Genomic DNA, 19,430 nt, shown 5'->3' with positions numbered 1-19,430 from the left:
GAATATGATAGAGATAAACAATCTTCAAAAAAACTTCGGCCAAAAGAAAGCCGTAGATATTGAGAAATATGTCATAGAACAAGGTGACATGCTGGGTTTGGTAGGTAACAACGGAGCCGGTAAAACCACCCTTTTCCGCCTGATGCTGGACTTACTGCAAGCAGATCAAGGCACGGTAACCATCAATGATATCGATGTATCCAAAAGCGAAGACTGGAAACAATTCACCGGCGCTTTCATCGATGATGGCTTCCTGATCGATTACCTTACTCCCGAAGAGTATTTCTACTTCATTGGTAAAATGTACGGTCTGAAGAAAGAAGAAGTAGATGAACGCCTGCTTCCTTTCGAACGATTCATGAATAATGAGGTTATCGGACAAAAGAAGTTCATCCGTAACTTCTCTGCCGGAAACAAGCAGAAAATCGGTATTATTTCCGCTATGTTGCATCATCCGCAATTGTTGATTCTGGACGAACCGTTCAACTTTCTTGATCCGAGTTCACAGTCTATCATCAAACACCTGCTGAAGAAGTATAATGAAGATCATCATGCCACGGTCATCATCTCAAGCCACAACCTGAACCATACAGTAGATGTATGCCCCCGCATTGCTTTGTTGGAAAATGGCGTCGTTATCCGCGATATTCAGAATGAGAATAACTCAGCAGAGAAAGAACTTGAAGACTACTTCAATATCAGAGTTGAAGAAGAAATTGAGGAAGAACTGGCAGAAACAGTGATTGAAGAAACACCTGTTCAGGAAACAATCATTGAAGAAACTATTGTTGAGGAACCTATTACTGAAGAACCCGCCGTTCAGCCAGAAAAAAAAGAAGAACAGGAATGAAAAAATACTTCTTATTATATATAGTTGCCCTCATCGGATTGACATTCAGTTTAAGCTCATGCCATACATCAGCGCCCCGGCTCAATTACAAGGCACTGGCAAAAGCTTCTGTCCGCATGGGTGTTGACATAAATATGGAAGATAACCACAAGTTGTACATTGCCTCTGCGGAGTGGATGGGTGTCCGCTACCGCGCAGGCGGTGACAACAAGCACGGAGTAGATTGTTCCGGACTGGTATCGCAACTCTATAAAGAAGTATATAATATCCGTTTGGCCAGAAGCACCGATGGTCTGCTTAAAGAAAGCAATAAAGTCTCCCGCCGCAATTTGCGTGAGGGAGATTTGGTGTTTTTCACCAGCCGTGCATCCAAGAAGAAAGTGGCACACGTGGGTATCTACCTCAAAAACGGGAAGTTTATTCATGCAAGTACCAGCAAAGGAGTTATTGTCAGTAACCTCAACGAACAATACTATACACAATACTGGCTTTGCGGCGGCAGAGTAAAATAAGAATCTTTTTTCTTCCCCTGTGATTTTTCCTTTCACTCCCCGACTTATAGTTCAAATGAAACTTTAAAAAGGAAAAACGATGAAAAAGATTTTAGGTATCCTTCTCTTTATCGGCCTTGCGCTGAACGTAAACGCACAATTACTTTGGAAAATCTCCGGTAACGGACAAGAAAAGCCCTCATACATTTTAGGTACCCACCATCTGGCACCTCTCAGTATCAAAGATAGCATTGCCGGATTGCCACAAGCCATAGAGGGTACTACTCAGGTATACGGAGAAGTAGTCATGTCCGATATGATGTCACCCGAGTTCATGCAGGTAATGCAGCAAAGTATGATGATGGCAGGCGACACCACTCTCCAGAAACTTTTTGCCCCGGAACAATATGAAGTAGTAGGCAAGGTAGTAAAAGAGAACTTGATGGCGGATATAGCCATGTTAGCGAAACTTAAACCCGCCGCCATAACCCAGCAGTTGACTCTGATATTATGCATGAAGCATCTGGGTGGTTTTAATCCACAGGAGCAATTAGATACTTACTTCCAGCAGCAAGCATTGCAAAGTGGCAAAAAGGTAGGTGGCTTGGAAACCCCGCAATCCCAGTTAGAGATGCTCTTTAAGGGTCAGACCCTACAGCGTCAGGCAAACTTACTCTATTGCCTCGTAAGTGACATAGATAAAGCTATGGAACAAACTAAACGTCTCAACAATGCATACAAGGCTCAAAACCTGGACGAAATGCTGAAACTGATGGAAGAACGTGATGGTAACTCGTGCGATCCGCAACCGGGCGAAATGGAAGCCCTGCTAGATAACCGTAACAAAGCGTGGATTGAGAAAATGCCTGCTCTCATGAAGGATGCTCCCACCCTCTTTGTTGTTGGTGCAGGCCACCTGCCGGGAACTAACGGAGTCCTGAATCTGCTGAAACAGCAGGGATATACTGTAGAACCTATGAAATAAAAAACTATAAATTCTCTCTTTACTCACATTTTCTGAAAACAAAGAAAATGCAAGATACCGGGTGATTGCAAGTGATTTGTGGTCACCCGCTTTTATTACAATCTATTTTTCACCTCTCCAATTCTATATTTATACCCCATTAGCTCGCACATTTGAGAAAATAATCTTACTTTTGCAACAAAGTCTTGCCGATTATAGCGATAACCTGCAACTATGACTTTATTTTGTGAGAACGCAAGAAGCGAAAGTTATTGTCCCTGGCCATTCGGAATCTGGAAAATTCAAAAAACACTGTGGGATGATAGCAACAGTTTCTTCACGTCTATGTTATTACATACTTAGGCGTGAGGGCTGTTGTCTATTTACGGTGTGGGCATTTTCCAGAGCCTCGGATGGTAATAGACATAGCAGTCCTCGCGCTTTTTATATAATAACCTCCGCCAAAGAGGGCAGGCGGAAACAAGAAAAACACCAATTATGTTAGTTTCATTATTTGGAGAAATACAAGTATTCTTGCTTCTTAGTATCATATTTGTAGGTTTTCTATATTGGATAAACCGCAAATATAAAAGCTTTAATAAACAGATTATCAAGGCTATTGACATTCCGGTTTATCTAATAAGCAAACAAGGCATTGTGCTTAAGCTATTGAATGAACCTACAGAAAAAACGAACCTGCTCCCACTCAATAATCTGGGAAAACTCGATCTCCGCAATTTAGTAATAGACGCCAAAGAATATCAGAAACATATAGCACTATTACAGAAAGTTTTGGAAACACGCATTTCTGCCAGTCTAATTGTAAAAATAAAAGTGGAGAGCGGAAAGGAGTTATATGTTTCAGTACGAATGGTGTACTTAAACCGCGAACGCGTTATCGCTTTTGCGCGTAATATTACAGAAAGCGAGACTCAACGCCAGGAAAACGAAAAATACCGCTATTTTCTGGAGAGCATACTCGAAAACCTTCCTATTGCTACTACTGTAAAAGATAAAAATAAAAAAGGTCTCTACCTTATCTGGAATAAGAAAGCCTCGGAAATGATAGGAATACCGGCAGAAAAAATAGTCGGACACCATGAAAGCGAGTTCAATCATCTGATGCCGGATAATTTCATACGGGAAACAGACAAGCAGGTCATAGAAACAGGACTGCCTCAATCATATATTAAACATTTTTCCAATTCCAAGGGCCAAAAATACACGTTATCCTTTCATAAAACATTAGTTTCCTACAATAAAGGGCAAGAGCGCTGGATAGTAAGCTCCGCATTGGATATTACCGAATTATTGGAAGCCAAAGAAAAAGCAGAAGAGTCCAACAAGTTGAAATCAGCTTTTCTTGCCAATATGAGCCATGAGATACGCACTCCACTGAATGCCATTGTCGGCTTTTCTTCCATACTTTCAGAATATATCCAAGAAGAGGATGCAAAGGAATATGTACACATCATTGAAGAGAATAACCAGCTTCTGCTACAACTTATCAATGATATACTGGATATTTCACGTATAGAGGCTGGAATACTGGAGTTTATTGAAGAAAACATGGATGTAAACGCTTCTCTTTATGAAATAAAAGCCATTGCCGAGTTGAAGGTTTCTCCCAAGATTGAAATTCACCTTTTACCCGGTCTTGAGGCCTGCGTTATCCATACAGTGCCTCACCGGGTAAAACAAGTTATAAACAATTATGTTTCGAATGCCATAAAACATACAGAGGCAGGACATATTGATATCGGTTATTATACTCCCCAAGAAGGATACATACGATTCTTTGTGCGCGATACCGGTACCGGCATTCCGACAGAGAATCAGAAACACATCTTTGAGCGTTTCGTCAAGCTGGATAGTTTCAAACAAGGAACCGGATTGGGACTTTCCATCTGCACCATAATCGCCGAAAAGATGAATGGTAAGCTCGGAGTAAACTCAACATTGGGCAAAGGATCGGAATTCTGGTTTGAGATACCTTATGTTCCGGTTGAGATGCAGGAATAAAAAGGAAGCTGATTAGTATCTCAAAATCAGAAATTCAGTTTACCCCAAATGGTAACTTTGTTCACTCCACACGGTAACTCCATTTACATACTGAGGTAAAGACCGTTACATGCCGCGGTAAAGGTCGTTACAATAAGGAGTAAAAGCCGTTACATACGGCGGTAAATGCTTTTACATTCTGCAGCAAATGCCATGTAAATGCTAACTACTGATTATCAAAGTATTAAGCAATCACCCAGTTATTAACGAAGTATGAACTTTAGTGTTCCACCCTTTACCAATTCTTCATGACTGACGCGATAGCGGGATAATTTTTTCCCACCTAACTCCATTTCATTGATATATAAGGATTCCGCAGAAGGACGTTGGGTTTCTATCACCAACTTATCACACCCCCAGGCTTTAGAATCGAGACGAATCTCTACACGATCGAACACAGGGGTAGAAAGAGTGTAATACGGTGCACCGGGACAATCAGGATAAAAACCCATCATATTGAAAATAGCCCAAGTGGACATAGTGCCTGTATCATCGTTACCGGGAATACCATCAGGAGCATTTTTGAAATACTTTTGTAGCAGACGATGGAGTTCCTTCTGCGTACGCCATTCCTCCCCTTTAAAATAAGAGAAGAGATGGGCATAAGCAATGTCAGGCTCATTAGCCGGATCATAAAGGCCCTTATCAAAAACTTGCTGAAGTTTATCGATAAAAGGTTTCCTACCTCCCATCAGACGGGCAAGTCCTTTCACATCATGAGGTACATAGAAAGTATAGTTCCAGGCACAACCTTCATGAAAACCGGGATTCGGTTCGAAATTTTCTCCTTGCCGCGGATTGAAAGGTGTATAGAATTGTCCATCCGGCAAAATGGGGCGGAAAGTGCCGAATTCTTTGCTATAATAATGTTTATAGCCCAAAGAACGATTATAAAAAAGACGCGCATCCTCTTTCTTGCCCAAAGCATCTGCCAACAGGGAAAGAGAATAATCCGCAATGTAATACTCCAATGCATGAGAGACCGAATTATCATACTGTTCACGCAAAGGTACATATCCCAATGACATATAATCATCATTATCCGGTCTCAGCAGATTCTCGGTACCAGGCAAGGTGGCAGATTTATACATAGCTTCATAAGCCAGATCGATATCAAAATCGCGTAGGCCTTTCAACCAGGTATCAACAATGACAGGAACAGACGGGTCCCCCTCCATTGTTAACGTTTCACGTCCGTAAAGTTCCCATTTGGGTAGCCAACCATGTTCGCGATACATATCGAGCATGGAACGCACCATTTGTAACTGACGTTCGGGGTAAACCAACGTAAGGAGTTGGTGAACGTTACGGTACGTATCCCAAAGCGAGAAAACAGTGTAACGGCCTCCATTGGTAGTCAGTATTTCATTACTCTCCATAGCAGGATATTGCCCATTGACATCTTGCAAGATATTGGGATGTATCAATGTATGATAAAGGGCAGTATAAAAGACTGTTTTCTGTTCTTCCGTCCCACCTTCGACAAGGATACGCGAAAGGTCTTTATTCCAACGCATACGGGCATCTGCCAATACCTGACTGAAATTCTTTCCATTTTGTTCTGTATCCAGATTCAAGCGGGCATTTTCGATGCTGACAAAAGAAACTCCCATTTGTACTTCGATCTGTTCACCTTCCGTCGTGTTGAAAGTAAGAAAAGCACCAATATCATCTCCGGCAATTTCCTTACGATAACGGGCATAAAGTTTGTAGTGTCCATTGTCAGGATCCCATTCAGCTTCAACTCCGGTCATGGGACGCTGTTTTTTCCAATAACCGCTGGATACCGGCTGCTTGTTGACACGCATTACAAAATAAATGGGAAATATTGCCTGGGGGTTATAGCAGAAAGTTCCCAATAACTTCATACCTTCAAATTCGGTGCCACTCACCTGTTTCAGGAAAGCACCGGTTTCATTCGTCAGTCCTTCACCTAAATTCAGTAATACATGACTTTGTCCGGCAGGAAATGTGAAACGTGAAACACCCGTGCGGGGAGTGGCAGACACCTCGGTCTTTACATTATAGCGAGTGAGGAAATTACTGTAATAGCCCGGAGAAGCCTGTTCATCCTCATAACGACTTCCGTACTCCTTGTAATCTACGGACAATTCACCCGTAGTAGGCATCAGCAATAAAGATCCCAGTTCGGGACACCCCACACCACTTAGATTGACATGCGAATATCCGGTAAAAAAGCAATTGTGAAACTCGTAAGGAGTAGACCACCAACGGGCATCTTTATCATACTTGTTATCTTCCGATCCCATCACATTGAAAGGAACCACGGACATCATTCCATTGGGACAAACCGCTCCCGGATTAGTAGTTCCGAAGTTAGTGGTACCGATGAAAGGATTGACATAGCTTATAGGTAAAGAACCCTCTCCACCTCCGGCAAACACCGGAAGCAGACAAAGAGCAGAAAGTGTGTAAGCCAATAAAATACGTTTCATAGCCGACTGATTCTTTAAGGAATTAACTATACAATGCTGTTTTTCTTCGTAAATTTTATGATTTCCGAAATATAACCAAAGGCCATACCTACAACAGTATCAGCAGCGCCATAATATACTGCCACTTTATCTCCATCCTGCAAAGAAGCACAAGGGAATACTACATTGGGCACATCTCCCTGCAATTCATAAGGAGCAGCAGGAGCAAGCAAGTACGGACGTGTGCGATACAATACCTTTGCCGGATTTTCTTTATCAAGAATAGCCGCTCCCATAGAATAGCGGAAACCGTTGCAAGTAGTAATAACTCCATGATAGAATATCAACCAGCCCTCTTCAGTAAGGAACGGTACAGAACCGGCACCTATCTTCGTACACTGCCATGCACTTTCAGGAAAGGGAGTAACTTTCATCACACAACGGTGTTCTCCCCAATATTTCATGTCCGGACTGTAACTGATGTAAATATCTCCAAACGGTGTATGACCGTTATCGCTCGGACGGCTCAACATAGCATATTTACCATCTATCTTCTGCGGAAAAAGCACCCCGTTACGGTTAAAAGGCAAAAAGGCATTTTCGCACTGGAAGAATTCTTTGAAATCGAATGTATAGGCAATACCGATAGTAGGTCCATGATAGCCGTTGCACCAGGTAATCCAGTAGCGATCTTCAATCCAGGTGACACGTGGATCGTATTTATACTCGGATTCTATCATCTCCGTATTCCCCGCCTTGAAACAGATAGGCTCATGGTTTATCTCCCAATTGATTCCATCTTTACTAAAGCCCGCAAAAATATTCATCTGCACTGCTTTATTATCACAACGGAAGACACCGGCAAATCCATCTCCGAACGGAACTACCGCACTATTGAAAATACTGTTGGAAGTCGGAATGTGATAGCGTCCGATAACCGGGTTTTTAGAGTAACGCCACATAACGTCTGTACAACCTTCCGGGCGTTCTTCCCAAGGCATATTCATCATCTGTTTCATAATTCTTCTATTTATTAGTTATATATTTCATTGATTCTTCTTTTCATCCGGATAGGTGAATGGTACAAAATAAGTGATCAGAAATGCCGGAATAGTAGCAAACATCGTAAAAATAAAAAATGCCTTATATCCCAACGCATCACTGACAAAACCACTGATAGATCCCGGAAGCATCACTCCCAGATTCATGATGCCGGAAGCAAAGGCATAATGGGCCATCTGATGTTTGCCGGGAGCCACTTGCTGCATCATAAACAGTGTCAGACCTACGAATCCGAAACCATATCCGAAGTATTCAAGCACAATGGCACCTCCTATCAGCATACCATTCTCCGGCTGATAAATAGCCAGCAATGTATAAGCCAGAAATGGCAGGTTGAAAACACAACACAACGAAAACAATGTCCGGCTCAATCCTCTGTGAGAGATGTAATAACCTGCCAACAGGGATCCCAAGACAAAAGCAGCTGCCCCGTAAGTTCCATAGTACAGACCTATCTCCTGTTCTCCCAGTCCCAATCCTCCAACAGAACGTTCCGCCTTTAAAAACAACGGAACAATCTTCATGACAAAGCCCTCGGCCAAACGATAAAGAATGATAAATGCCACATAATACCAGATATGCTTCTTCTGAAAGAAAGCACGGATAACTTCCACCAACCGGTTCCAGGTTTCCCTGCCGGATGCTGCGCCTGTAGCTGCAGTTCCTCCCGAAGGCAACATACGCATGTGATATACTCCCAGGAATACCATTACAGCAGCCAGAATCAACATAACTGTCATCCATGCTTGCACAGTCGCTTCATGGCGGACAGCTTCTTCCGTCCCCTGAACTCCTCCGAAGTATTTCAGCAACCAGCCTGCCAACCAAACCAGTCCACCGGATGCAACAATTTTAGCGATATTATAGAAAGCACCTTGCCAACCGATATACTTGGCCTGATCCTGCTTATTCAGTTCCGACATATAAACACCATCTGTTGCAACATCGTGTGTCGCCCCGCTGAAAGCAATAACCGCCAACAAAGCAATACACACGGCAAAGAAAGCCGGAAGATGCAACGCCAATGCTACCAGGGCAAAACCTGCCCCGGTAATCAATTGTGTCAGCACCACAAAGAACTTTTTCGTCTTGAACATTTCCAAGAACGGACTCCAAAGGAATTTCAGTGTCCAAGGTAGCATTATCAGCGATGTCCACAAAGCAATCTGTGCATCACCAATCCCCAATCCCTTGAACATCAGCACAGACACCATATTCAGTACAACAAAGGGAAGCCCCATGGCAAAGTAGACGGTGGGTACCCAGGAAATCGGATTACGACTATTTTGATTCATACCTATTGACTAAATCATTCTGCTTCACTTCAGAGGGACATTCCCCATCGTCAGTTCCAACGTACCACCATCTACTATGTCCTGATGCGTAAAGAAAGGCTTATCCAACTTTTTTCCATTCAGTACCATACTCTGCACATATTTGTTCTCGCGACTGTTATTATGTGCAATGACAGTGAATGTCTTGCCATCTTTCAACTGAATGGTAGATTTTTCGAATAATGGGCGACCGATAGAATAAACCGGCTTACCCGGACATACCTGATAGAAACCCATAGAATTGAGAATGAACCACGCAGACATCTGTCCACAATCCTCATTGCCCGACAATCCGTCCGGATCATTAAAATAAAGGGTATGTAATATTTGATCCACCAGTTCTTGTGTCCGCCAAGGTTGATCCACATAGTTATACAGATGAGTAATATGATGACTTGGTTCATTGCCATGTGCATATTGTCCTATCAAACCGGAGATATCAGCAGAAACCATATCACCCTCCAAAGCTGAATCGGCAATAAACAAAGAATCCAGTTTACCGATAAAGGCATCACGTCCTCCCATCAGCTCCACTAATCCATCTATATCATGAGGCACAAACCAAGTCCATTGCCAGGCTGTACCTTCGCAATAGTCGTCACTACGGTGATTGGATGAACGGGGATTGAAAGGAGTACGCCAATTACCTTCACTGTCCAGTCCGCGCATAAAACGGGTAGAAGCATCAAAATAAACCTGGTATCCCTTAGCAAAGGCTGCATATTTCTCCTCATTCGGTTCATCTCCCATAGCATCTGCCAGCACAGAAATACACCAGTCGTCATAAGCATATTCCAACGCCTTTGCTACGGATTCATTATCCTTGTCGCAAGGTACATAGCCTATTTTATTCTTCCAGTATTTAGCTTGAGGCATCAAGTGGGGTAATACCAATGGCGGACATAAAATACCGGTCGTATCATATTCCGCAACACGGATACAAGCCTTATATGCATCTTCCACATCGAAATTACGATAACCTTTTGTATAAGCATCAGCTATAATAGATGCAGCATGATAACCGATCATTGTTCCCGTATAGTTTCCGGCCAGTTCCCACATAGGATATACACCACCCTCATGCTGCTTCCGGATTAATGAACGGATAAAGGCTTCATTTAAATCAGGATCGATAATTGTCATCAACGGATGATATGCCCTGAATGTATCCCATAAAGAGAATACAGTATAGATAGGCTCTTCCACACTACCCTGATGAGGTTTCAAATCCATACCCAGATAGCGTCCATCGGCATCTGTAAACAAATTAGGTTGCACACCGGTATGATAGAGTGCAGTATAAAACATTACTCGCTGGTCCTTATCAGACGTTTCAATATCTATCTTGGCAAGATAATTATTCCATGATTCACGGGCAGCACTACGCACACCGTTAAAGTCCCATTCAGGTATTTCAGCTTCCACATTCTTTCGTGCCCCATCCATATCTACAGCAGAAACACCGACTTTCACAAGAACTTCCTCATTATTCTCTGTCTGGAACTGTAACAAAGCCTTAGCTGTCGGAAAGAGTGGCCCCCCTTCATCCAATGCCATAGAATCGGTTACCAATGTATAGGTAAAAGGTTTGGAAAACTTCGCATAGAAATTGATATACTGGTCAAATGCCCAATATACTGTTTTCTTGCGTCCTCGTATCTCTGTATCACTGATTACCTCCAACTCCATCTCTTCATTCTTCTGACGCTGCAGACTGTAATCCAAGTCCAGTATAAATCCGGCATCTTCCGCCTTTGGGAAAGTATAGCGGTGAATAGCTGCACGTTTGGTAGCCGTCAATTCGGCTTTTACCTGATAACGATCCAAAAAGACTGAATAGTAGCCCGGTTGTGCCACTTCATTGTCATGAGAGAAAGCAGAAGCATAAGCCATCTGTTGACTCTCTTCTCCCATTGCATGATAATCCTGTTTGCCTACGGTAGGCATCAGCAATACATCACCATAGTCTCCACAACCTGTGCCGTTAAGATGGGTATGCGAAAATCCATTCATAGTAGAATCTGCATAATAATATCCGGAACAGGCATCCCACTGATAAATGCGTGTGTCGGGACTGGGTTGTATCATTCCGTTCGGAACTACAGCCCCAGGGTAAGTATGTCCATGCCCTCCCGTACCGATAAACGGATTAACGTATGATGAATAATCCTGCGCTCCCGGGGTACAACTGTACATTCCGAATAACAGCACTCCACTCATCAACATAAAATTCAGTTTCATGTTTTTCTTCATATTCTTAATAGTATTACATATTCATAATCAAAGTGGCATAAAGGTAATGGCTTGTCCTCCACCTCTTGCCATATCCACGGACAGAATGTCTTCAGCAGTCACCTGCTTCTCTATAATCTCATAAGCCGTAGGATTCGTTATCCAGTCAGCCTCTTTACCATCAGCATAAATGACAGCCCTGTAAGTCTTGCCTTTTTCCAGAAAATCCAATTTGACTGTAACCTCACGTGCGTCTTCATTAGTAGCTGCACCCAGGAAATATTTGTCTCCTGCGCGGCGCACTATGACTACATATTCTCCCGGCTCACCTGCCAGCGCTTCCGACCAGTCACAATCAGCATCAAAATCGCGAAAGAATTGAAAAGCAGGATGTCCTTCGTAATTTTCAATCATGTCGGCAGCCATTTGCAAAGGAGAATAAAGTATCACCCAGTTAGCGATCTGTTTCGCCAGCGTAGAATTGATCCGGCAATCCTTACTATCCTTCATATTCCACTTCTTGCGATAAGGAGACTTTTTGGCACGCTCATACAGTATGTCGAAGATTCCCGGAGTATAGTCCATTGGCCCTGACAACAGACGGGTAAATGGCAAAAGTACATGATGTTCGGGGGGATTTCCCTCGCTCCAGGCATTCCATTCCATGCCACGGGCACCCTCACGAGTCATCATATTGGGGTATGTACGGCGGATACCAGTGTCTTTGATTGGTTCGTGTACATCAAGAGTGGTATGATATTTTGCAGCAGTCTTTACCACTTTACGGTAATGGCGTACATTGTATTGTCCATGATGATTGTGCCCATTGGGAAGTCCGCCGGCATAACCGGTCTTCACACTATGAATACCCAAGTCAGCATACCATTTATAAGACTTATCCAGTTGTTTCTCATAATTGACTATGTTGCCACCCGTTTCATGATGTCCAATAATCTCAATTCCTTTTTCCTTAGCATAACGGACTATTTCCTTTATATCAAAGTCAGCATACGGACGCGTATAATCAAAGTCCTGAGAGCCTCCCCAATTTTCCCAACCGGCGTTCCAGCCTTCAAACATCACTCCTTCAATGTTGTTAGCTGCTGCAAAGTCAATATATCGTTTAGCATTCTCCGTTGTGGCACCGTGGCGGTCATTTATCACCCAGCTTTCTACCCCCAGATGCATTCCCCACCAGATACCTACATACTTCATTGGACGTATCCAATCCGTAGTTTCCAGTACACAAGGCTCATTCAGATTCAGTATAAGCCCGGAGTTAATTAGACCGACAGCTTTCGGAGCAATCTGTATGGTACGCCAAGGCGACTTGAAAACACTACCGTTTACCCGCACTTTAATGCCATCAGGCCAAGGAGCCAGTTCCGACTTGAAATTGCAACCACCTGTATTTTTCAATGTCATCTCGGGGAAGTCCGTCAATGCTGCTTCGTGAATGCTGGCATATACATTGCCTGCCTTAAATGTCATGGGAGTATTGGCATTGTCTATCCGGCTGACAGGCTGTGTACGATATAGCAATTCATAAGTATCATAATTGGCAGGTATGGACCATGAAGTACCATCCTGTGCTATATTGAACGCAGTCAGCTCATCCGTGATAAGAAGACTGTCTGCTCCGGCCACTTCATATTCGTAGCGGAATCCTACCCCGTCATCGAATACACGAAACCGTAAAATCAGTTTGGTAGCAGCTGCATCAGACAAGTGAACAGCCATTTCATTGTAATGGTTGCGAATGGTTTTATTTTCTCCCCAAGGTTGCGTCCAGGTTTCATCCTGAGTAGCGAAATCAATATCTACAATACGGAATTCTTTATGAAGATTAATCCCGTTCTCTGCTTCGAATCCCAAACAGGAAGAAGCTACAAAAGGAATACTGTCAACTTCAATTTGATAGGTCATCCGGTTACTGTCATTCAGAGCAAACTGTAACCTGATACGACCATCAGGAGAAAAGACCTCTTTTTGCTTAGAAGAGCAACTACTTGCCAGACAAATAATCACAATAAAATAAATAAAATGTATTCTCATATTCGATTCATTATTTTGTTATCGGAAATATGTTTCACCAGAATTCATGTGTCCGAAGTTATCGGTCAGCAAGATAGTTAAGAGAATGTCTCAAAGATACATAAAATAGCATGATTAATTGAGACATTCTCTTTTAAAAAGCCAAAAGCTTACTTTTTAGTCAGGTTATAATTAGCGCCAGGATGATAATAAGCATCATAATATGCTTCCGGCAATTCTGCCGTACCATTTACTATACGGCACAGAGATATGCCATAACGTTGGCCTCTACCCATCAGAGTCAGATTTCCAAGCGGATCAAATGCTCCCTTCGTAGCAGTCGTATTTGTATCGTATTTCCAAGTATTCTGGTTACCATTCTTATAAGTTCCCCATCTCATTTCCCATGTTTCGGGATCCTCTGTATCACCTTCATGAATAACCTGAGGCATGGAAATAGTAAAGTTACCATTATTGGAATCAAATTCAGCTACCAAAGGATATTTATTGGTTATTTCAGGATATTCTCCCCAACCATAGATATAGTAAGTCTTACCATCCTCTTTAGCCTCAATACGAACATCAAATGTCTGATCTCCATTATAATCCCACCAACCATTACCACCTTCGGGAGGCGTAAAAAAGAATAAAGAATTGGTAGAAGCTACTTGCCATTCACCCAGATAAGCCTCATAGTTAGACTTAACCCCTGTTGAAGCCGTGAAGTCCGTCCTTCCATAATACTTACCACTCCATTCTACCTCATCATTGAACAGAATCTTACTTACAGCCGTGAAATAATAATCATAAGAATACAATTGTGGTTTCGGGTTATAGAATACCTGCAAACCATATCCGGCATCTTTCAGGTCCTGAATCGTTTCTTCTTTAAAACTTGTCCAGCCACCTTTATATTCTTCATTAATCTTCAATGAATAAGGGCCATACTTTGATTTGGGAAGTCCGGTGAAATTAGATTCGCGTCCTTTGACGTATCTCTGATAAGTTCCGTAACACATATAATCTACCAACTCGCCAATAGACTTACCGTCGACAGTTCCGCTTGGAGAATCCTCAAAATTACTTTTATATTCATAAATACCCAGCAATTTATCAGGCATCACCTTGCGACATTCGCTGATCAAGCGACAGTAATTCTCACGGGAACGTTGTTCGAAGCCCGGACTCGGATTCTCTTTGTAAACTGTATACTCGTCATCAAAATCAATGCCGTCCAAACCATAAATATCGACAAATGCTTTCAATTCTTTGGCAAAATCAGCCGCAGCAGCCTGCGATAAGTTACCCATACCGGCTTCATCATGATTACCCAAGATACTCATATTGACTTTGATACCTTTAGCCTGCAAAGGACGGATAAATTTATCTGCATTTTTCAACAGGAAAGATACCTGATCGTTACAATGAATATGCACACGGCCGCTTTCACTATCCACATTGATATTGGCAGCAAAGATACTAACTACATCAAAGAACGGTTTTCCACTTTCCTTCATTACATATTCACCACAATTCAGGATATTTTCATCATTCACTTCCACAAAACAGAGAGTACGTACATCTCCCTTTTTAGAATCAGGCACAGCTGCCAATGGCTTCACCAAATAAATATAAGTCTGATTATTAGCTGAAACAGCCACTCCATCATTTGCAGTAGCTGAAACCGCTACTGCATAGGTTGAACCAATTGAACCTCCGGCATTAATAGTTAATTCTACTGCACCGGACTTTTTCTCTCCGGTTTTAACAGTCACCGTACCACCATTTGCCAAGCTCAATTTATCAGCAGGATACATAGCATAAGATGTACCATGAGCAGCATTATAAACTTCAAGCGCTGTTGCATCTACTTTGAAAGTAACCGTTATGTCTTTTTCAGCAGCTTTACTCAATTCAAAATAAAGATGTCCCGTACCGGCTTTATCCCCAAAGAGAGAAATTGAAGTAAGTTCGCGTGCTCCGGCAGCTGATCTGACATAACCGTATACGCCATCCACTGTATCCAGCTTTTCTGTATTAACGGCATTAATCGTAATGTCATCTTCACAACTTGTGAAAACAGTTCCTGCACAGGCAAAGGTAACTGCCAACAAGCCTAATTTTATGTGATTCATATATTTCATAATATACATCTGTTTAAAATATAACTTAATTTATTTCGCAGGCAATTCTACCGCAGTCCAAGTAAGCGATTCCACCGCTGTAGCATGATTCTCATTCCCGCTATAATCAGCTATTGAAGTACCTACACCTTCATCAAATTTCCAATAGGCAACCAGTCCTTCCGCACCCGGTTCTACCTGATAAAAATGATTCTTTGCATTAATTTCCTCCTGAGTTAAAACCTTATTCCAAATACGGCATTCGGACATTTCACCATCAAACCAACGATCACGGTTATAAGAGTGACCAATCCAGAAGCCATTACCCTCATCAGTTTTTGTCTTTCCCAAATCCAATGCTCCCCAATTCGCTGTCGCTTCCAATTTATTCACGCCATTGAAATAGGCTATCACTTTTTGAGCTTCAGCATCATAAGTCACTGCAATATGTGTCCATTCACCGGTAGCCACAGTCAGATCTTCTGAATTTATCTTCTTATCTCCAGGACCTACAATCTGCAAACAATTCTTTGCCGGCGCAGTATCTCCGAAACGGAGCAGGAAATATCCTTCAATACCCAGAACTGTACTGATAGCTTTATCGAGCTTGCTGGGATTTACTAATACTTCCACAGTCAGCTTCCGTAAACCATTTGCCTTTTCAGGTGTACTCCAATTTACGTATACAAGATTCTTAGTAAGATCAGCTACTACATTGATAAGGGCAGCACCTTTAAATACGTAATACATGGTACGGGCACTTTGCAGAATACCTACGTTAGCCTGATCAATGGTTACAGGTAATACATAAACCTTTTCAGCATCCAGCTCTGTCAGATTACCAAATTTCAATGTGACTTTTTCTGAAAGAACAGATCCGGCAGGAATCACAGTCTGTGGAGTTTCCAATGTATAATGCTTACTCGGCAAAGCCTCAGCATTATCATAAAATGCAGCATTATAAGTATCAACCAACGCAGGTTCAGCTTTCAAGGAAATAGTTACATCTGCATTTTCCGGCTTAGCCATAGCAACCCTAAATTCACCTTCCGCAGAAGGAATCGTATTCTTCAGTAAAACATTACTAGTCTTCACCGAAGCATCTATATACACTTGGTTATCAAACGTTTCAGTATCATCACTACAAGCTGTTAAAGCTACAGACAGCAATGTGATCGATAATAAATATAAGTTTTTTAATTTCATAGCTTGATTTATTTTTTAGGAGCAGGGTTCATAATATTAATAGCCTCTTTCACATACTGGTATGTGTTAGTAGCATTGTAATAGTCATTCTGAACATTATAAATAGCCAATCCGGCACGGGTATAGCCATCAGATGGTTCCGTAGTCCAATAAGCTGCCTCCGTAAGCGCCCGGTCGGTACCGTAGAACCCGGTTTGCTTATCAGATGCATCCAGTGAAGCTGTGGAAACAGCAACTACGAAACGATCAGTCGGAACACCTGCAGCAGCCATGGCCAAACGGGCAAATACCGACAACTGTGCATCATCCGTTACATTATCCGTAGCCAGGATGATGTGCTTACAATTAGTCAAAATGGTCTGCTCAATCAAATTTTCCGGATATCCCTGAAATGTCAGCAACTTATCTGCATTAGCAGTTTTCCAGGTTGAAACAGCACTGAAAAAAATATCCTGATATTTCTTTGCCTCTGCTTTTTGTTCGGCAGACATATAAATAGGATTATTTCCTTTATATTCAGTAATCATACCATCGAAACTCCTTGCATAACCAATCTGTTTGTCCATTTCTGACTTCAGATAAGTATCGAAAGATCCGGTTTCCGTACCTTCCTTTACTTTTTCAGTATATTCTTTTTGAATCTTATCAAAACTGATAGTATATACCACCTTGGTACCCTTAGCATGTACAGTTTGCATATCAACTAATTCAAACGCAGCCAGTTCTGCTGGGTACATCATGGAAATTACGTCCAAACTGTCAGGAGCATCAGAGATATGCTGTCCACGACTGAACGGTGTTTTCTCGCTATTGTCGAACCAGGCATATACAACCTTATGGTCCGAATTCTTATAGGCTACCAAATTTTGCAGATATTTGGCATACGCAGCCGGATCTTGTTCCTCTATTCCGGGAGTATTGATATTCACATTCTCTACTTCCGTCCAGTCGTCACATGCGCTGAAACAGGTTATGGCAGCGAAGCAGGAAGCTACGATGAATATATTTTTCATTTTATTTTTCATAATTCTTTTCTTTATTAGATGTTAGGGTTGCAGTCCCACCATACTTTGGAAGACATTCTATCGTTCGCAGGTTTCAAATCTTGCAGAGCATTCTGCACATTCGTACCATTGTCCTTGTACTCATCCTGCGGATAAGGCAAGCGGCGTGGAAAAGTACCTTCGGGAACTTCCGCCTTGTTTTTATTAACGGCAGCAGTCATCAGACGCGGGTAACCCGTACGACGGAATTCAGCCCATGCTTCGTTACCCAACGGGAATATGGCGATCCATTTCTGGGTAATTATACGTTCCAGATTTGTTTCAAAGACGGCGCTATTATCATACTTAATCGTAATAGTCGGCTGAGAACCGTTATAACTATAAGTTCCCAGAGGATCTTTATACAGATCGGGCAAACTACTACCATCTTCCAGATAAGCATCCGCACCGGAAGCCCCCCATTGACTGAATGATAACTCTACGCCTTTCTTATAAAAACTTTCTGCAGTTCCACCCATGTTCCAACCACGCAATGCGCCTTCGGCACGCAGGAAGGCAACTTCAGCAGCAGTCATCCAAACAAGTTTCGTATTGGCTTCAACATTCATGTTAGAATACTTATGAGCTGTTTCACTCGGAAGCGGTTCAGTTCCCAAACGAATACCATGATACCCGTTCTTCACTCCATCGGCTGTTGTAAAGGTAGATTCAACAAAATATTTTTCACGACGAGGATCTTTGTAACCATTCATATAGGCAGTAATATCTGCCGCAATACGAGAGTCACCGCCATTATATTCATACATAATAACTCTGAATGGATTAGTAGTAGCCTGAATGGTCGCATTATCATCATTTGATGTAAACACACCTCCTCTTTCTGAGTCAACAGCTTCCACCGCTTTAGCTTGTGCCGTAGTAGAATCTACATACACCATACGCATAGCCATACGCAATTTCAAAGAATTCGCCAGTTTTATCCAGTTTTCCACTTTACCACTATAAACCTTATCAGCTTTGGATGAAAAAGTCTCCGTACGATGTGGTAATAATGCAGTCACTGCCTCATCCAGTTCATTCAACATAGTCTCATAAACTTTCTTCTGAGTATCCAGCGGAGCAGTCAGGTCACCATTGGCCCCCAACTGGGAATAAGGAATAGGACCGTATCCATCTGTAACACGCAAGATAGCTGCTACCTTTACAACTTTTCCTACTGACAAATAAACAGGGTCTTCAGTTGCAGCTTCCAACTGTGCATAGTTAGCATACACATTAGGAATAACATCTTTATATAATTTACCTACCCAGTCCTGAGATTGGTTGTAGTTGGAGAAACGGTTCGTGAAACCGGAATTGGATTCCGCCAAATAGCCACCGTAAGGTCCACCCAAAAGGGCCTCCAGAAACTGATTAAGAAGTACATCCGTAGGGATGACATATCCCTGCATACCTGTCAATGCCGAACGAGTCAAGTAGGCATCACGGTCCATCTGGTCTTTGGTTGCTTCATACGGATTGGTATTATAATCCATATAATCACCTGTGCAAGATGCCAACATGCCAGCTAACATTCCACCGCATAAAGCGAATTTTATAATTGATTTTCTCATTGTTTTTTCTTTCTTTAATCT

13 protein-coding genes are annotated in these 19,430 nt (G+C 42.2%); 4 read left to right on the top strand and 9 right to left on the bottom strand.

The genetic code is table 11. The annotated features are described in order from the left end of the window. The first annotated feature begins 4 nt into the window (after positions 1–4). The 4 genes from DW182_RS18180 (at position 5) to DW182_RS18165 (ending at position 4,327) form a co-directional block, all read left to right on the top strand. The gene (locus tag DW182_RS18180) at positions 5–850 is read left to right on the top strand and encodes an ABC transporter ATP-binding protein (protein WP_007666440.1); all 846 of its coding nucleotides are present in this window, start codon (positions 5–7) and stop codon (positions 848–850) included. After that, a complete protein-coding gene (locus tag DW182_RS18175; RefSeq protein ID WP_118296417.1) occupies positions 847–1,362 on the top strand; it encodes a C40 family peptidase in 516 nt (171 codons plus the stop codon). Before DW182_RS18180 ends, DW182_RS18175 begins: the two co-directional genes overlap by 4 nt. Before the next feature lie 79 nt (positions 1,363–1,441). Beyond that, positions 1,442–2,326: a TraB/GumN family protein gene (locus DW182_RS18170; protein ID WP_118296416.1), complete on the top strand. Its 885-nt coding sequence runs from the start codon at positions 1,442–1,444 to the stop codon at positions 2,324–2,326. Positions 2,327–2,803: 477 nt separating this feature from the next. After that, the gene (locus tag DW182_RS18165; protein WP_118296415.1) at positions 2,804–4,327 is read left to right on the top strand and encodes a PAS domain-containing protein; all 1,524 of its coding nucleotides are present in this window, start codon (positions 2,804–2,806) and stop codon (positions 4,325–4,327) included. A gap of 242 nt (positions 4,328–4,569) precedes the next feature. Here DW182_RS18165 and DW182_RS18160 read toward each other — a convergent pair whose 3' ends face one another. From DW182_RS18160 to DW182_RS18120, 9 genes are all read right to left on the bottom strand, one after another. Continuing rightward, positions 4,570–6,822 carry a GH92 family glycosyl hydrolase gene (locus DW182_RS18160; protein ID WP_118296414.1) on the bottom strand — a complete coding sequence of 751 codons (2,253 nt, stop codon included), beginning with the start codon at positions 6,820–6,822 and terminating at the stop codon, positions 4,570–4,572. 26 nt (positions 6,823–6,848) lie between these two features. After that, positions 6,849–7,820, bottom strand: coding sequence for a glycoside hydrolase family 130 protein (locus DW182_RS18155; RefSeq protein ID WP_118296413.1), 972 nt, complete (start codon positions 7,818–7,820; stop codon positions 6,849–6,851). Between the two features lie 27 nt (positions 7,821–7,847). After that, positions 7,848–9,158 carry an MFS transporter gene (locus DW182_RS18150; protein WP_118296412.1) on the bottom strand — a complete coding sequence of 437 codons (1,311 nt, stop codon included), beginning with the start codon at positions 9,156–9,158 and terminating at the stop codon, positions 7,848–7,850. A gap of 24 nt (positions 9,159–9,182) precedes the next feature. Then, a complete protein-coding gene (locus tag DW182_RS18145; protein ID WP_118296411.1) occupies positions 9,183–11,450 on the bottom strand; it encodes a GH92 family glycosyl hydrolase in 2,268 nt (755 codons plus the stop codon). Between the two features lie 27 nt (positions 11,451–11,477). Further along, positions 11,478–13,484 (bottom strand): glycoside hydrolase family 97 protein, encoded by a 2,007-nt coding sequence (locus DW182_RS18140; protein ID WP_118296410.1) that lies wholly within the window; start codon positions 13,482–13,484, stop codon positions 11,478–11,480. Between the two features lie 149 nt (positions 13,485–13,633). Continuing rightward, positions 13,634–15,607 carry a BT_3987 domain-containing protein gene (locus tag DW182_RS18135; RefSeq protein WP_227073113.1) on the bottom strand — a complete coding sequence of 658 codons (1,974 nt, stop codon included), beginning with the start codon at positions 15,605–15,607 and terminating at the stop codon, positions 13,634–13,636. A 30-nt stretch (positions 15,608–15,637) separates the two neighbouring features. Further along, positions 15,638–16,792, bottom strand: a complete 1,155-nt coding sequence (locus DW182_RS18130) for a DUF1735 and LamG domain-containing protein (RefSeq protein ID WP_044533833.1) — start codon at positions 16,790–16,792, stop codon at positions 15,638–15,640. An 8-nt stretch (positions 16,793–16,800) separates the two neighbouring features. Further along, positions 16,801–17,805 carry a glycoside hydrolase family 18 gene (locus tag DW182_RS18125; protein WP_233564182.1) on the bottom strand — a complete coding sequence of 335 codons (1,005 nt, stop codon included), beginning with the start codon at positions 17,803–17,805 and terminating at the stop codon, positions 16,801–16,803. 26 nt (positions 17,806–17,831) lie between these two features. Further along, positions 17,832–19,409, bottom strand: a complete 1,578-nt coding sequence (locus DW182_RS18120; protein WP_007666457.1) for a RagB/SusD family nutrient uptake outer membrane protein — start codon at positions 19,407–19,409, stop codon at positions 17,832–17,834. Between the last annotated feature and the right edge of the window lie 21 nt (positions 19,410–19,430).

The organism is Bacteroides sp. AM16-24 (assembly GCF_003471885.1).
Lineage (GTDB): Bacteria > Bacteroidota > Bacteroidia > Bacteroidales > Bacteroidaceae > Bacteroides.
This window is presented reverse-complemented; position numbering and strand designations above follow the sequence as displayed.

Bases quoted from the DNA above. Each gene is read 5' to 3' on its own strand.
- DW182_RS18180 (WP_007666440.1), top strand. From the start codon at position 5: ATGATAGAGATAAACAATCTTCAAAAAAACTTCGGCCAAAAGAAAGCC.
- DW182_RS18175 (WP_118296417.1), top strand. From the start codon at position 847: ATGAAAAAATACTTCTTATTATATATAGTTGCCCTCATCGGATTGACA.
- DW182_RS18170 (WP_118296416.1), top strand. From the start codon at position 1,442: ATGAAAAAGATTTTAGGTATCCTTCTCTTTATCGGCCTTGCGCTGAAC.
- DW182_RS18165 (WP_118296415.1), top strand. From the start codon at position 2,804: ATGTTAGTTTCATTATTTGGAGAAATACAAGTATTCTTGCTTCTTAGT.
- DW182_RS18160 (WP_118296414.1), bottom strand. From the start codon at position 6,822: ATGAAACGTATTTTATTGGCTTACACACTTTCTGCTCTTTGTCTGCTT.
- DW182_RS18155 (WP_118296413.1), bottom strand. From the start codon at position 7,820: ATGAAACAGATGATGAATATGCCTTGGGAAGAACGCCCGGAAGGTTGT.
- DW182_RS18150 (WP_118296412.1), bottom strand. From the start codon at position 9,158: ATGAATCAAAATAGTCGTAATCCGATTTCCTGGGTACCCACCGTCTAC.
- DW182_RS18145 (WP_118296411.1), bottom strand. From the start codon at position 11,450: ATGAAGAAAAACATGAAACTGAATTTTATGTTGATGAGTGGAGTGCTG.
- DW182_RS18140 (WP_118296410.1), bottom strand. From the start codon at position 13,484: ATGAGAATACATTTTATTTATTTTATTGTGATTATTTGTCTGGCAAGT.
- DW182_RS18135 (WP_227073113.1), bottom strand. From the start codon at position 15,607: ATGAAATATATGAATCACATAAAATTAGGCTTGTTGGCAGTTACCTTT.
- DW182_RS18130 (WP_044533833.1), bottom strand. From the start codon at position 16,792: ATGAAATTAAAAAACTTATATTTATTATCGATCACATTGCTGTCTGTA.
- DW182_RS18125 (WP_233564182.1), bottom strand. From the start codon at position 17,805: ATGAAAAATATATTCATCGTAGCTTCCTGCTTCGCTGCCATAACCTGT.
- DW182_RS18120 (WP_007666457.1), bottom strand. From the start codon at position 19,409: ATGAGAAAATCAATTATAAAATTCGCTTTATGCGGTGGAATGTTAGCT.